Consider the following 14,375-nt stretch of genomic DNA (forward strand, 5'->3'; position numbering starts at 1 on the left):
CAGGCGACTTCGATCAACTGGCGCTGCACACAACGCAGTTCAACGGGTACAAGATGTCCAACCGCAAGGAGGAACCGTGAATCCACGCATCACCCGCCGTCCTGCCGCCGTGCTCATCGCCGCGGTCGCCGCCACCGCTGCCCTGACCCTCACCGCAGGATGCGACGGCAAGAGCAAGGACTGCGACAAACGCGATAAGGGCGCCCCCACCCGTACCACCTTCCAGGAAGACGCGAAGTCCGCCTCTCTCACCAAGACAAGCGGTGGCACGAGTGGCAGCCGGGGCGGCACCACCAGCGGAGGAAACAAGGGAGGCAAGGGCGGCACCACCAATGCCGGACTTACCGCAGGCCACGGCAAGAACAACGGCTGCGACGACTGACGCGAGTTTCGAATCAGGTGGAGCCATCCGTTGATGGCTGTGATGTGCAAGGTGGCCAGGTAGCGGACTGCGAGTTCGTCGAAGCGGGGCCGCTGCCGCCCGGTGTCGGCTCGGCCGTGATCTCGTCCGTCAGCTCCAGGGTGCGTAGTGCGTGCGGCATGGTGCGGGTCGCGTCCGTCCGCGATCACTGCGGCATCCTTCGCGTCGGTCTTGCCCCACCCGGGTGGAGGTCGGCGGTCCGCCGCTCGGCGTCGAAAGCGGGCATCTGCTCCGGTACCCCTGCGGTACTGCGGTCCCTGGAGTGGCCCGGATCGCGCCGGGTCCTGCGCGTCCTGGCCGAGATCACGGAGACCGCGCCGCGGGAGGCGCTCAGCGCCGCAGCCGGCCTGCTGGGCGGGCTCGCGCCGGCGGCCGCACAGGTCCTCCTGCACGGCGAAGACACCGCCGCGTGGCCCGTCCTGCGGGCTCGCGGCCTCCCGCCGCCTGGATGCCCGTATCGGCCTGGAAGACGTGCTCCATCTCCCCGGCGGGGCCCCGCGCCGGGCAACGCCGCCCTCGTGCGCGCGGCACGCGAGATCATTCAGCAGGCACCGCCGGGCACGCGGTAGCGAGACGGCGGCTCTGACCCCGTCACAGGTACCGCCCTGGTGAACGCCCGCTCACGGCCGCGCAGTTGCCCTCCCGTCGTCCACGCTGGTCCACCGGGGCGGAGGCTCAGGGGGAGGCCGGACGACCGGACCGGTCACGACCCGGTACGCCCCCAGGGCCGTGCCGCGCCACGCGCCGCGGCGGCATAGGGTCGGGGCGGGCGTAGCAGGCAGGCACCGCCCGGCACCACACGGGTCGATCTGGAACGGCATGGCGATGACTCACGACACCCCGGGCAGCACCGGTGAGAGCACGACCGAAGGCATCGAGGAGTCGGTACGGGAGGAGCTGCTCGCGCTGCGCGACAGCATCGACAACATCGACGCGGCCGTGGTGCACATGCTCGCGGAACGCTTCAAGTGCACCCAGCGCGTCGGGAGGCTCAAGGCCGACCACGACCTTCCGCCCGCCGACCCGGCGCGGGAGGCGCGCCAGATCGCCCGCCTGCGGGAGCTGGCGGTCTCCGCGAAACTCGACCCCGCCTTCGCGGAGAAGCTGCTGAACTTCGTCATCGCCGAAGTGATCAGGCACCACGAGACGATGGCCCGCTCCTGAACGGGAGGATGCAGGCGTCCCCCGCGGAGACCGGAGTCACCTCTTCGGGGCGTCGTCCTCGCCGATGTGGTGGACGCGCACGAGGTTGGTCGACCCGGGCACGCCCGGCGGCGACCCGGCGGTGATCACGACGAGGTCGCCCTTCTGGCAGCGGCCCAGCCTCAGCAGCTGCTCGTCGACCTGCTCGACCATCTCGTCGGTGGTCTGCACGGTCGGGCCGACGAAGGACTCCACGCCCCAGGTCAGGTTGAGCTGGGCGCTCGTGGACGGGTCCGGGGTGAAGGCGAGCACCGGCACGGGGGAGCGGTAGCGGGACAGGCGGCGCACCGTGTCCCCGGACTGCGTGAACGCGACGAGGAACTTCGCCCCGAGGAAGTCGCCCATCTCCGCCGCGGCCCGCGCGACGGCGCCGCCCTGCGTGCGCGGCTTGCTGTGCTCGGTGAGCGGCGGCAGGCCCTTGGAGAGCATGTCCTCCTCGGCCGCCTCGACGATGAGGCCCATCGTCTTCACCACCTGTACGGGGTGCCTCCCGACGCTGGTCTCGCCGGAGAGCATCACCGCGTCCGTACCGTCCATCACCGCGTTGGCGACGTCGGAGACCTCGGCACGCGTCGGCCTGGACGAGTCGATCATGGATTCCAGCATCTGCGTGGCCACGATGACGGGCTTCGCGTTGCGCCGGCACAGCTTGATCGCGCGCTTCTGCACCAGCGGCACCGACTCAAGGGGCATCTCCACACCCAGGTCTCCCCGGGCGACCATCACGCCGTCGAACGCGTCCACGACGGACTCCAGGTTCGAGACGCCCTGCGGCTTCTCCAGCTTCGCGATCACGGGGAGGAACCGGCCCTCCTCCGCCATGATGCGGTGGACCTCCTTCACGTCGTGCCCGCTGCGCACGAAGGAGAGGGCGATGACGTCCGCACCGGTGCGCAGCGCCCAGCGCAGGTCCTCGACGTCCTTCTCGGAGAGCGCCGGAACGGATACCGCGACGCCCGGCAGGTTGAGGCCCTTGTGGTCGGAGACCATGCCGCCCTCGACGACCACGGTCCGCACGGCGGGACCGTCGACGGCGACGACCTCCAGCGTCACGCGGCCGTCGTCGACGAGGATCCGCTCGCCCGCCGAGACGTCTGCGGCCAGACCGGAGTAGGTCGTTCCACAGCGGGAGCGGTCGCCCTCGACGTTCTCCTCGACGGTGATGGCGAACTCGTCGCCGCGTTCAAGGAGTACCGGCCCTTCACGGAAACACCCCAGCCGAATCTTCGGGCCTTGAAGATCAGCAAGGACGCCGACGCTGCGGCCCGCCTCCTCCGCGGCCTTGCGGACCCGGTGGTAGCGCTCCTCGTGCTCGGCGTGCGAGCCATGGCTCATGTTGAGGCGGGCCACGTCCATACCCGCGTCGACGAGCGCCTTGATCTGCTCGTACGAGTTGGTGGCGGGACCCAGTGTGCTGACGATCTTTGCGCGGCGCATATGACGAGCCTACGACTTACCGATGGGTATGGACCGGCCTCAAGGGGAGTCGCCAACGTCCGCCACGCAAAGGTGCATTGACAACTTGTAAAGTGCGCGGCCGCTCGCTCTGATGAGCGCCGGATGCGGTGCGCCGCGTCGCCGGGCCGGCACCCGGCGACGCCACCGGCCCCCGGCCGTCAGAGCGCCGGGCGGCTCATCACGAACCGCGCGTTCACCTGCGCATGGACCCGCTGCCGCCGCGGCTCCAGGTCCAGTGCGGGAGCCCCCTCCGGGGCGGCTCCGCCGTAGGAGGCGGTGCGCATTCCCATGGGTGGCGGCGGCGCCGGGCTCTCCGCGCCCTGGTCCGCCAGCTCCACCAGCGCCACCAGATCCGCGCCCAGCGCCCCCGCGTACTCGCGGGCCCTGGTGACGGCCTCGCGGACCGCCTGCTGACGTGCCTCCCTGTGCGCGGGGGAGTCGGGGCGCAGCGCCCACCAGGGGCCGGAGACCCTGGTCATCTCCAGGTCGGCGAGGCGCGTGGTCATCTCCCCGAGCGCGGTGAAGTCGCCGACGGTCACCGAGATCTGCACGCGCCCGTTGTAGCAGCGGACGCGCTCCCTGCGGCCCTTCTCCGCCAGTTCGGGCGTGACGGAGAAGGAGCCGGTGGAGAGCTTCTCGACGGCCTCGCCGTAGCTCTTGACCAGTTCCAGCACCTCGGAGTTGCGCCGGGTCAGCATCTTCAGGGCGTCGCGGCGGCCGGTCCCACGGGAGGCGACCTGCACCGAGATGTTCGCGACCTCCGGGTCGAACTCGAGGCTCGCCTCGCCGCGGACTGCGACGCGCGGCTCGTCCGGAGTCCCGTACGGAACGGGGCCGGACTCTGCTGTGTGACCAGGGGTGTTCGTCATGCGGCCACTCTGGCAGACCTCCGCGTGTCGTGCGGTCGATCCCCGGATCACCCCGGCAGGTGGCACACCGCCTCGACGTTGTTCCCGTCCGGGTCGCGCACGAAGGCCCCGTAGTACGACTCGTGGTACTCGGGCCACAGCCGGGGTGCGTGCAGCACTTCCGCGCCGGCGGCGACAGCGGCCTTGTGGAAGGCGTCGACCGTCTCCCGGTCGGAGGCCGTGAACGCGATATGGATCTCGCGCGCCTGCCCCTGACCGCCCGCGGGGCCCAGCCAGAAGGCCGGGGCCGCTCTGCCGTAGCCGACGACGTCCCCGAAGTCGAGGATGCGGGTCGCCCCGAGCGGCTCCAGAACGGTGTCGTAGAAGGCCGCTGCGGCGGCAGGGTCCTGCGCCTGAATCGAAATGTGATCGAACATCCCTGTAGTGTTCCACCACGTCGATCTCCTGTCAGCCGCTTCGGCCCATTCACGCGGCGCCACCCAGCGCCGCCGCCCCACGCGCTCCCGACGCCTCGCCTCGCCCCACGCGCTCCCGACGCCTCGCCTCGCCCCACGCGCTCCCGACGCCTCGCCTCGCCCCGCGCCGGACGACGCCGCCCTGACGTCGACGTCGCGGGAAGCCAGGGCGCGGAAGCACCGCGGAGCGGACGCTCAGCTCATGCGCAGCGGCCGGAAACCCTCGTGCCGCCGGTCCGCCTGCTCGGCCACGCCCGGCGTACCGGCGGCCAGCGCCCCCTCCGGACGCAGCCCGAACGTCGTGAACGCCGTCCGCCGGGGAAGCCGGTAATGCTCCTCACCCGTCAGGGAGTTGAGGATGACCGCGCTCCGGTGGGCCACCAGGCCCAGATCCGGCGCCCCGACACCGTGCGTATGCCGCTCCGCGTTCTGCACGTACACCGCGCCCCCCACCGACGGGTCCGTCACCAGGCGGTAGTGCTCGTCGATCCGCAGCCGCTCCGCGTCGTCCCGCACGAGCCACGGCTCCAGCGAGGCCAGCACCCCGTCCAGCGGACGCTCGCGATAGCCGGTGGCCAGCACGACCGCGTCCGTCACCAGCCGCGTCCGCACGTCCTGTTCGGCCTGCTCCAGATGCAGCTCCACGCGGGTCGCCCCGACCCGCCCCGCCGTACGCACGGCCACCCCCGGAGTGATCACCGCGTCGGGCCAGCCGCCGCCCAGCGTCCGGTGGTACAGCTCGTCGTGAATCGCGGCGAGCGTGCCGTGGTCGACCGCCTTGTGCAACTGCCACTGACGGGGCACCAGTTCGTCCCGCACGGACTGCCGCAGACCGTGGAAGTAGCGGGTGTAGTCCGGCGTGAAGTGCTCAAGACCCAGCTTGCTGTACTCCATGGGCGCGAACGCGCCGCTCCGCGTGATCCAGTGCAGCCCCTCCCGCCCGGCGGGACGGTTCCGCAACAGGTCGAGGAAGACCTCCGCACCCGACTGGCCCGACCCCACCACCGTGACGTGACCCGCCGCCAGCAGTCGCTCCCGGTGCTCCAGATAGCCGGCCGAATGGACGACCGGGGCCCCGGCGCCCGTCGAAGCGGCCAGCGCGCGCAGCGGCTCCGGCACGTACGGCGCCGTACCCACGCCCAGGACCAGGTTCCTGGCGTACGAACGCCCCTGCTTAGCGGCGTCCGTGTCCGTCCTGGTGAAGTCCAGCTCGAACAGGCGCAGTCCGGGATGCCACCGCACCGCGTCGACCCGGTGCCCGAAGTGCAGTCCCGGGCCCGCGGCCGCCGAACCCCTGGCCCCGCCCCTGCCCTTGCCGGGCCCGCCCACGGCACGCGGCCCGGCCGTGGCGAGCCCCTCGCACACCCAGCGGCAGTACGCGTCGTACTCGGTCCGTTCGATGTGGAAGCGCTCCCCGAAGTAGAACGGGAAGAGGCGGTCCCGCGCCTTGAGGTAGTTGAGGAACGACCAGCGGGACGCAGGATCGGCGAGCGTCACCAGATCGGCCAGGAACGGCACTTGGAGCGTCGCGCCCTCGATGAGCATCCCCGGATGCCACGCGAAGCCCGCCCGCTGCTCGTAACACGCGGCCCTCAGCCCCGGCACGCCGTCGGCCAGGGCCGCCAGCGAGAGGTTGGCCGGCCCGATGCCCACGCCCGCCAGGTCCAGGGGCCGGTGCTCCGAGTCATGGCCCTTCGCCCCGCTGCCCCCTCCGGGCTCGACGGTCAGAGCGGGGCGCCCCTGCGCGGAGCGCTGCCCGGGCAGCGCGTACGCCGAAGCCCCTGCCGCGAACGCGCCCTGCCCCGCGGACGCGCCGCCGCTGGAGCCCCCGCCCGTGCTGCTGCCGCCGTTGACGGCGCCGTAGTTCGTCGCATGCGGAGGAAGGCCGGGGGCCGGAGCGGACCGCTGGAAACGCGGATCTTCGGCAGTCGTCATGAGCGGGGGCTCCTTGCTGAACTGGAGGCGGTGACGGGAGTGATGACGTTCGCGGGCCCGGCAGCCGCCGAGGGCGCGGACGGCGGGACGGGTGCGGCGGGCACGCGCGGCGGGGGAGGCGTACCGGAGCGCGACGCGGACAGGGGCCGGGCAGATGCGGCGGGCACCGGCCCGGCCGCGTCCCGCACCGCCGACGACGGCAGCGCGTCGAGGACGAGCCCCAGCAGGGCCCGCAGATCGCCCTCGCCCGCGTGCGGATTGAGCAGCGTCGCCTTCAGCCACAACCCGCCGCAGCCCGCCCCCTCCGCCGCGCCGCCGCCCTCCCGGGACACGGCCGCACGGCCCAGGACCGCCCTGCCCTCGCCGAGCAGCCGCCGCCGCACCGCGGCCACCGCCTCCGCGTCCGCGCCCACCGGCCGGAAGAGCACGGTGGACAGCGCCGGCGGACCGAACAGCTCCAGCCGTGGATCCGCCTCCACCAGCGCGGCGAGACGCGAGGCCACACCGCACGTCCGATCCACGAGAGCCCCCACCCCCGCCCGCCCCAGCGCGCGCAGCGTGACCGCGACCTTGAGGACGTCCGGACGCCGCGTCGTACGCAGCGAGCGGCCCAGCAGATCCGGCAGCCCCGCGGCCGTGTCGTCGTCGGCGTTCAGATAGTCCGCGCGGTGATCCAGCGGCCGCAGCGCCCGCCCGTCCGGAACGGCGAACAAGCCGGCCGCGACGGGCTGCCAGCCCAGCTTGTGCAGATCGAGAGTGACGCTGTCCGCCCGCTCCAGACCCGACAGACGCGCACGCAGCCCGCCGCTGAACAGCAGCATCCCTCCGTAGGCGGCGTCCACGTGCAGCCGCACCCCGCCGCCGCCCCCGCTCCTGGAGCGCACGTCGAACTCCCGGACGACGTCGGCCAGTCCGTCCAGCGGATCGATAGCGCCGGTGTCCGTCGTACCCGCCGTCGCCACCACGAGAACCGGAGCACCCGGAGCCCGGGCACCCAGCGACTCCAGCGCGCCCCGCAACCCCGCCGGCTCCAGCACACCCCGCGGCGCCGGCACCCGTACCGGCTCCGGCAGGCCCAGCAGCCACGCCGCGCGCGGCACGCTGTGATGCGCGTTCGCACCGCACACCACGCGCACGCCCGGACCGGACGCCTCCCGCGCCAGCAGGACGCCGAGCTGGTTCGACTCCGTCCCCCCGGTCGTCACCAGCGCGTCCGGGCCCCCGTCCACACCACCCCGCCCGCCGTACAGAAGGCCCGCCAGCGCCCGGCAGACCGACGCCTCCAGCTCCGAAGCCGCGGGAGCCTGATCCCAAGAGTCCATCGACGGATTCAAGACGCTCGCCGACAGGTCCGCCGCCGCCGCGACCGCCAGCGGAGGACAGTGCAGATGCGCCGCGCACAACGGATCAGCCGGATCCGCCGCCCCCTCCGCCGCCAGCCCCACCAGCGAACTCAGCGCCTCGACCGCCCCGGTGCCCTCCTCCGGCAGCACCCCCGCGGCACGCCCGTCCCGCGACTCCCCGAGCACAGCCCGGACGCGCTCCGCCACAGCCGCGGGACCGCCCGACGGCAGCGGACCACCCCGCCGCGCCGCCCCCGCCTCCAGCGCGTCGAACACCACACCCGTCAACGAGCGCAGCGCTGCCGCCCCTTCACTGCCACCCGCGAGCACTCGGGCATCGTCGGCGAACGCATCCATCAGCCAGACTCTTTCGGTTAAGCGGCCACGGCTCCGCGGACCCGCGGGCGCGACAAGGCGCCCGCCGGACCGGGGAGAAGTGGTGAGGTGCGCCTAACCTACGTGCGTGCGGCCCCCGTTGATCTCGATACGAGCCCCATTCCCCCGAAGGGGTGACCGGCCGCCGCTCGCGCCCCCTCCCGCCGAGCAGCCCGGCACGCCCTGACGTCCCCCTGCCGTTGCCGGACCGTGCCCGGCCCGGCAACGCTCATCCCTCGTGGCCTGCACCCCCGGTGCCGCTCACCCGGCGTGCCTGCTCCGGACCAGCAACGCCCGCCGCAGATCGTCCAGCTGATCCGCCATGGCCCGCCGCAGGGACGGCACCACGCCGTCCCCCTCCAGGCACTCCTCGCCGAGCCGCACCACCCGCTGCTCGACGAACACGCCCGGGAAACCGAACCGGCCGACCATCTGCGCCCCGGGCCCTCCGCGACGAGCCGCCACCCCCACCGCGTCGGAGAAGTAACGCTCCACGTACCCCTCCAGCAGCCCCAGCTGCTCCGGCTGCCAGAACCCCTCCGCAGTGGCACGCCACATGTAGTTCGACAAGTCGTCCGAACCGAACATCGAAGCCCACGCCGCCTCCTTCGCCGCGGCGTCCGGCAGCGCCGCCCGGCAACGAGCCGCCCCCTCCTGGCCCTTCGCCCCCGGATCGGCCTCCAGCGCCGCACCGATCTCCGCGTGCCCCACGGCGCCCAGCACCGACAACCGCAGCAGCACACGCCACCGCAGCTCCGCGTCCAGCACCTGCCCGCCCGGCAGCGAACCCGCCGACCACCAGCCGCCCAACTCCCCGGCGTCGGACGCACAGTCGACCAGCAGACGCGCCGCCGCCAGCCGCAGCCCCGCACCGCCCCCACCCGGCTCACCCGAATCCGGCGCGGCCCCCGGCGCCTCCCCGCCGACGGCCGCGAGCACACCCCGGCACACCTCCGACAGCGTCGCCAGCACCCCCGGCCGCTCCGCGCCGGAGACGAAACGGTCGGCGACCTGCCCGCGCGCGAACTCCAGCACCACCACTTCCCGCTCCCCCGGGCAGTGCGCACCCACAGCCCCGAGGAACTCCCCCGGAGCCAGCTCCCCGTCGCGCACCATGTCCCGCGCCGCGCTCCACACCACCGCACGCGACAACCCGCCGGGCAGACCCGACAGACCCCCCAGAGCCGCCTGCCACGACCCCTCGTCCAGCCGCACCTTCGCGTATGTCAGATCCCCGTCGTTCGTCAGCACCAGAGCGGGACGCGGTCCAGTCCCCTCCGCCACCGCCGACTCCGCCTCGTCCGCCGCCACTTCACGCTCCAGCCGCTCCCGCGGCACCAACCGCCCCGCATCGCCCGGCGCCACGTCGTACAGCCCCACCCCGACCCGGTGAGGACGGCCCCCGTCGTGCCGCAGCGCCAGCGACCACCGGCCGTCGTCCTCCGCCACCCGCGGCGACAGCGTGTCCACCCCCGTCGTACGCAGCCAGCGGTCCGCCCATCCCCGCACATCGCGGTCCGACGCCCCGGCCAGCGAATCGAGGAAGTCCGCCAGCGTCGCGTTGCCGAAACGGTGCGACGACAGATGCCTGTTGACCCCCGCGAGGAAATCCCGGTCGCCCAGCCACGCGGCCAGCTGCCGCAACGCGGAAGCGCCCTTCGCGTACGAGATGCCGTCGAAGTTCACCAGCGCCGACGCGGTGTCCGGCACCGAACCCGGATCGGGAGCGACAGGATGTGTCGACGGACGCTGATCCGCGTCGTAGCCCCAGCCCTTGCGCGCCACCGCGAAATCCGTCCACACGCCCGAGAAGCCCGTCGCCTCGTCGAGCACCCGGTACCCCAAGTAGTCCGCGAACGACTCGTTCAGCCAGATGTCGTCCCACCAGCGCAGCGTCACCAGGTCCCCGAACCACATGTGCGCCATCTCGTGAGCGACCGTCACCCCGCGCGAGCTACGCTCCGGCCCGGTCACCGCCGAGCGGAAGACGTACTAGTCCCGCAGCGTCACCAGACCCGGATTCTCCATCGCACCGGCGTTGAACTCCGGCACGAACGCCTGGTCGTAGGAGTCGAACGGATACGGCTCGTCGAAGACCTCGTGGTACCGGTCGAAGCACCGCCGGGTGACCTCCAGCAGCTCCTCCGCGTCCGCGTCCAGGAACTCACCGAGGGACCGGCGGACATGCAGCCCGAACGGCAGCCCCGCGTGCTCGGTGCGCACCGAGTGGTAGGGGCCGGCGGCCACCGCCATCAGATACGTGCTCAGCGGCGGCGTCGCGGCGCACTCCCACCGCCCGGCCCCCGTCCTGCGCGCCACCCCGTTGCCCAGCACCGTCCACTCGTCCGGCGCCGTGACGGACACCTCGAAGACCGCCTTCAGGTCCGGCTGGTCGAAGCACGCGAACACCTGCGGGGCGTTCGCGAGGAAGCACATCGAGTACAGATACACCCGCCCGTCCGCCGGGTCCGTGAACCGGTGCATGCCCTCGCCGACCCGCGAATACGGCATCCGCGCCACGACGCGCAGCTCGTGCGGCCCCTCCGCGAGACCCCGCAGCCGCAGCCGGCCGTCGCCGAAGTCCGCAGCGAGGTCCAGCGCCTGACCGTCGAGCTCCGCCCGCAGCAGCGTCTCCGGACGCAGCTCGGCGAACGTCCCGGCTCCTCCGGTGCCCTCCGCGGCGCCTTCGCGGACGGAGAACTTCACGGTCGTCGTCGAGCCGAACACCTCGTCGCCACACGTCAGATCGAGGTCGACGAGATAACGCTCGACGTCGACGGTCAGGGCTCGCTTCCGCGCCTCGGCGCGCGTCAGTACGGACATGCGGCCATGCTGCCGCACGCCTGCCGGGGCCGCACCGGGGTAATCCGCCGCTGCCGCTCAGTACTTGGGGCCGACGTGCTCGTCCATGAGCGCGACGGAGGCGCGGCGGGCGACGGAAACGCTGTAGGCATTGCGGGCACTTCTGGTCGACCGCCACGCGACGCCGACCGCGTCCAGCGTCTCGCAGTAAAAGCGCACGATGTCTCCGGACTTGTTGGTGAAGAAATACCGCGGATACTCGTAGCGCTTTCTTCTGCCGCGGACCACACGCGTCGTCCAGTTGGTGATTCGTGAACCGTCAGAGTGGACGAGACCACGAACGAACCGCCAGGGGTGCTCGGCCACGATCTGCCGCTGCCACGGCTGCAGTTCGATCCGCCTCTCGTGTTTCTTCCCCGGTCCGTGCTGGGGGAAGAGGCAGGGCCAGTGGGAGTTGTAGGCGGTGACCATCACGCAGCCCTGAGCCTGGACGTGGAAGACGCCGTGGTGCGGCGTACTGCCTTGACCGCCCGAGAGCACTCCTCGATGAGCCCTGGCCAGGCGTCCGCGCAGGCGATGCGCAGCGTGTACGTACGGGCCAGGCGGCTGACGCAGCCGTCACCGAGATAGAGGCCGAGGAGGTAGGCGTAGGCGGGGGCGTCCGCGGGCGCTTCCGGGGGAACGGCGCACCGCGTGCATTCCGCGCGCTCGGGGCGGAGGGGCAGGAGGCGGTTCTGCCACGACCGGAGAGCCCAGCGGGAGATTCCCGTCTGCTTGCTCACCGAATTGAGGCTGCGTCCCTGGCCCAGCATGGCAAGGGCACTTCTGCGAACAGAGACGTCGTACATGCGCGCGAGCCTTGTACATGCCTGTTCGACGTGCAGGAAAAGGGGGGCTCGCTACTTCGTGTGAGCGAAGATCGTCGATTCTCGTTGCGCTTTTAGAATCCAAGGTGAGTGCCCCGGGTCGGATTCGAACCGACACTGTATGGGTTTTGAATCCATCGCCTCTGCCGTTGGGCTACCGGGGCAAACAGCAATCGAAGGTTGAGGCCCACCTGCTGTGCGACCACCATACAGGACCCCGGTACTCTCGAACCTCCCCAGCTGTGGAAACGAGGAGCCCAGTGAGCACCGCGGACGTCCCCGAGCCCAACAATTCCGACAACTCCGGCCCAGAGCCGGGCACCGGCGCCGACAGCGCCCACGTGCCCCCGTCCACCACGCGCGTGGTCATCGCCGAGGACGAGGCCCTGATCCGCATGGATCTCAAGGAGATGCTGGAGGAGGAGGGCTACACCGTCGTCGGTGAGGCCGGGGACGGGCAGACCGCGGTCGACCTCACGCGTGAGCACCGTCCGGACCTGTGCATCTTCGACGTGAAGATGCCCGTCCTGGACGGCATCTCCGCCGCGGAGAAGGTGGCGGAGGAGAGCATCGCGCCGGTGCTGATGCTGACGGCGTTCTCGCAGCGGGAGCTGGTGGAGCGGGCCCGGGACGCGGGTGCGATGGCGTATCTCGTGAAGCCGTTCAGCAAGAGCGACGTGGTGCCGGCCATCGAGATGGCGGTGTCGCGGTTCACGCAGCTGCGGGCGCTGGAGGAGGAGGTCGCGGACCTCTCGCAGCGGCTGGAGACGCGGAAGCTCGTGGACCGGGCGAAGAGCGTGCTGCAGACGCAGTACGGGCTGACGGAGCCTGCCGCGTTCCGCTGGATACAGAAGACGTCGATGGACAGGCGGCTGTCGATGCGGCAGGTCGCCGAGGCCGTCATCGCGGACGCGGAGGAGCGGAAGCAGCAGAACGGGTAGCGGCGGCAACTGCGCGAGCGGGCCTGCCCTGGTGTCCAGGGCGGGCCCGCTCGCGTGTGCGGTGCCCGGAGGTGCCCGGGCGGGGTGGCGGGGGTGTCAGTCCTCGCCGAGGTAGGCCTTGCGCACGGACTCGTCGTGCATGAGTTCCTGGCCGGTGCCCGAGAGGGCGATGGTGCCGATCTCCATGACGTGACCGTGGTCGGCGAGGGAGAGGGCGGCCTGCGCGTTCTGCTCGACGAGCAGGATCGTCGTGCCCTGCGACTTGAGCTCCGTGATGGTCTCCATGATCTTCTGCATCATGATCGGGGAGAGGCCCATGGAGGGCTCGTCCAGCATGAGGAGCTTGGGTCGCGACATCAGCGCCCGCCCCATGGCGAGCATCTGCTGTTCACCGCCGGAGAGGGTGCCGGCGGCCTGGCTGCGGCGTTCTCCGAGGATGGGGAAGAGGGTGTACGCCCGCTCGATGTCCTCCTGGATGCCCGCGGCGTCCTTGCGGAGGAACGCGCCGAGCTGGAGGTTCTCGGTGATGGTGAGGCGGGGGAAGATGCGCCGGCCCTCGGGGGAGTGCGCGATCCCCTTGGCGACGATCTTGTGCGCGCCGATGTCGTTGATCACCTCGCCGTCGAAGGTGATCTTCCCGGCGAGCGGCTTGAGCAGCCCGGAGAGGGTGCGCAGAGTGGTGGTCTTGCCCGCGCCGTTGGTGCCGATGAGGGTCACGACCTGACCGGCTTCGACGGTGAAGGAGATGCCCTTGACGGCTTCGATCTTGCCGTAGGCGACGCGGAGGTCTTCGACTTCGAGCAGTGGCATCAGGCCCGCCCTCCCTTGTGGATCTCGTCGCCGCCGCGTGTCTCGGCTTCGCGTACTTCCGCGGCTTCGGCTTCGCCGGGTTCCCCTTCGAAGGGGGTGCCGAGATATGCGGCGACGACGCGTTCGTCTGCCTGTACCAGCTCGGGTGAGCCTTCGACGAGCTTCTGGCCCTGGACGAGTACGGCGACCCGGTCGCAGAGGTTGAAGATGAAGCGCATGTCGTGCTCGATGACGAGGACCGCGGTGCCCTTCTCCCGTACGGCGAGGACGAGTTCGCGGGTGGCGCTGGTCTCTCCGGCGGTCATGCCGGCGGTGGGTTCGTCGAGCAGCAGCAGGCCGGGTTCGCTGGCGAGCGCGCGTGCGATCTCCAGCTTGCGCTGCTCGCCGTAGGGGAGGTTGCGTGCCAGGTGGTCGCGTTTGTTCGCGAGTCCGGTGAACTCGAGGAGTTCCATGGCGCGCTGCTCGGAGTCGCGCTCCGCTTTGCGGAAGCCGGGTCCGCGCAGCAGCGCGGAGAAGAGGCCTTCCTTGGTGCGGGTGTGGCGGCCGACGAGGACGTTCTCGAGGACCGTCATGTTGGCGAAGAGCCTGATGTTCTGGAAGGTGCGGGCGATTCCTGCCTGGGTCACCAGGTGGGAGCGGTGCGGGAGCACCTTGCCCTTGTAGGCGACTTCGCCCTCGGTGGGTATGTAGAGCCCGGTGAGGCAGTTGAAGAAGGTGGTCTTGCCCGCGCCGTTGGGGCCGATGAGGCCGACGATCTCGCCGCTGTCGACGGTGAGGTCGACGTCGCGCACCGCGGTGAGGCCGCCGAAGCGTTTGGTGACCCCGGAGGCGCGCAGTACGGGCTCCGGTCCTGACTTGCCGTACGGCGCGGCGCTGGTGGCTGTCTTGGTGATCATC

At 71.5% G+C, this 14,375-nt stretch carries 10 protein-coding genes, 1 tRNA gene and 3 pseudogenes; 3 read left to right on the top strand and 11 right to left on the bottom strand.

All coding sequences use genetic code 11. The features are described 5' to 3' along the window. Nucleotides 1-76 precede the first annotated feature (76 nt). A complete protein-coding gene (locus IEY56_RS16185) occupies nucleotides 77-382 on the top strand; it encodes a hypothetical protein (protein ID WP_189037910.1) in 306 nt (101 codons plus the stop codon). Between the two features lie 103 nt (nucleotides 383-485). Here the strand turns inward: IEY56_RS16185 and IEY56_RS16190 are convergent. After that, nucleotides 486-632 (bottom strand): annotated as a pseudogene (locus IEY56_RS16190) (IS110 family transposase); the annotation flags it as partial. Nucleotides 633-1,246: 614 nt separating this feature from the next. Here IEY56_RS16190 and IEY56_RS16195 point away from each other — a divergent pair. After that, nucleotides 1,247-1,585 carry a chorismate mutase gene (locus IEY56_RS16195; RefSeq protein ID WP_045864419.1) on the top strand — a complete coding sequence of 113 codons (339 nt, stop codon included), beginning with the start codon at nucleotides 1,247-1,249 and terminating at the stop codon, nucleotides 1,583-1,585. 36 nt (nucleotides 1,586-1,621) lie between these two features. Here the strand turns inward: IEY56_RS16195 and pyk are convergent, their stop codons facing one another. The 8 genes and pseudogenes from pyk to IEY56_RS16235 all read right to left on the bottom strand — a co-directional run bounded on the left by pyk (nucleotide 1,622) and on the right by IEY56_RS16235 (nucleotide 11,891). Then, a complete protein-coding gene (gene pyk / locus IEY56_RS16200) occupies nucleotides 1,622-3,061 on the bottom strand; it encodes a pyruvate kinase (protein ID WP_189037911.1) in 1,440 nt (479 codons plus the stop codon). 179 nt (nucleotides 3,062-3,240) lie between these two features. Continuing rightward, complete coding sequence (locus tag IEY56_RS16205) at nucleotides 3,241-3,951, bottom strand: SIMPL domain-containing protein (RefSeq protein ID WP_189037912.1); 711 nt, start codon at nucleotides 3,949-3,951, stop codon at nucleotides 3,241-3,243. A 47-nt stretch (nucleotides 3,952-3,998) separates the two neighbouring features. Next, nucleotides 3,999-4,367: a VOC family protein gene (locus IEY56_RS16210; protein WP_189037913.1), complete on the bottom strand. Its 369-nt coding sequence runs from the start codon at nucleotides 4,365-4,367 to the stop codon at nucleotides 3,999-4,001. Between the two features lie 234 nt (nucleotides 4,368-4,601). Beyond that, nucleotides 4,602-6,341, bottom strand: coding sequence for a lysine N(6)-hydroxylase/L-ornithine N(5)-oxygenase family protein (locus IEY56_RS16215; RefSeq protein ID WP_229711940.1), 1,740 nt, complete (start codon nucleotides 6,339-6,341; stop codon nucleotides 4,602-4,604). Further along, nucleotides 6,338-8,041, bottom strand: coding sequence for a pyridoxal phosphate-dependent decarboxylase family protein (locus tag IEY56_RS16220; RefSeq protein WP_189037914.1), 1,704 nt, complete (start codon nucleotides 8,039-8,041; stop codon nucleotides 6,338-6,340). The genes IEY56_RS16215 and IEY56_RS16220 overlap by 4 nt, the downstream gene beginning before the upstream one ends. 279 nt (nucleotides 8,042-8,320) lie before the next feature. Further along, nucleotides 8,321-10,882 (bottom strand): annotated as a pseudogene (gene pepN / locus IEY56_RS16225) (aminopeptidase N). 57 nt (nucleotides 10,883-10,939) lie between these two features. Further along, nucleotides 10,940-11,709 (bottom strand): annotated as a pseudogene (locus tag IEY56_RS16230) (transcriptional regulator). A 109-nt stretch (nucleotides 11,710-11,818) separates the two neighbouring features. After that, nucleotides 11,819-11,891: transfer RNA gene (locus IEY56_RS16235), tRNA-Leu, on the bottom strand. 177 nt (nucleotides 11,892-12,068) lie between these two features. On the opposite strand from IEY56_RS16235, the gene IEY56_RS16240 reads away from it, so the two are divergent. Then, nucleotides 12,069-12,668: an ANTAR domain-containing response regulator gene (locus IEY56_RS16240; RefSeq protein ID WP_189038054.1), complete on the top strand. Its 600-nt coding sequence runs from the start codon at nucleotides 12,069-12,071 to the stop codon at nucleotides 12,666-12,668. 96 nt (nucleotides 12,669-12,764) lie between these two features. Here the strand turns inward: IEY56_RS16240 and IEY56_RS16245 are convergent, their stop codons facing one another. Then, nucleotides 12,765-13,481: an ABC transporter ATP-binding protein gene (locus IEY56_RS16245; protein WP_189038055.1), complete on the bottom strand. Its 717-nt coding sequence runs from the start codon at nucleotides 13,479-13,481 to the stop codon at nucleotides 12,765-12,767. Continuing rightward, nucleotides 13,478-14,374, bottom strand: a complete 897-nt coding sequence (locus IEY56_RS16250; protein WP_189037915.1) for an ABC transporter ATP-binding protein — start codon at nucleotides 14,372-14,374, stop codon at nucleotides 13,478-13,480. Before IEY56_RS16250 ends, IEY56_RS16245 begins: the two co-directional genes overlap by 4 nt. Nucleotide 14,375: the final 1 nt, after the last annotated feature.

The sequence above is a fragment of the Streptomyces daqingensis genome (genome assembly GCF_014645895.1).
Taxonomy (GTDB): Bacteria; Actinomycetota; Actinomycetes; order Streptomycetales; family Streptomycetaceae; genus Streptomyces; species Streptomyces daqingensis.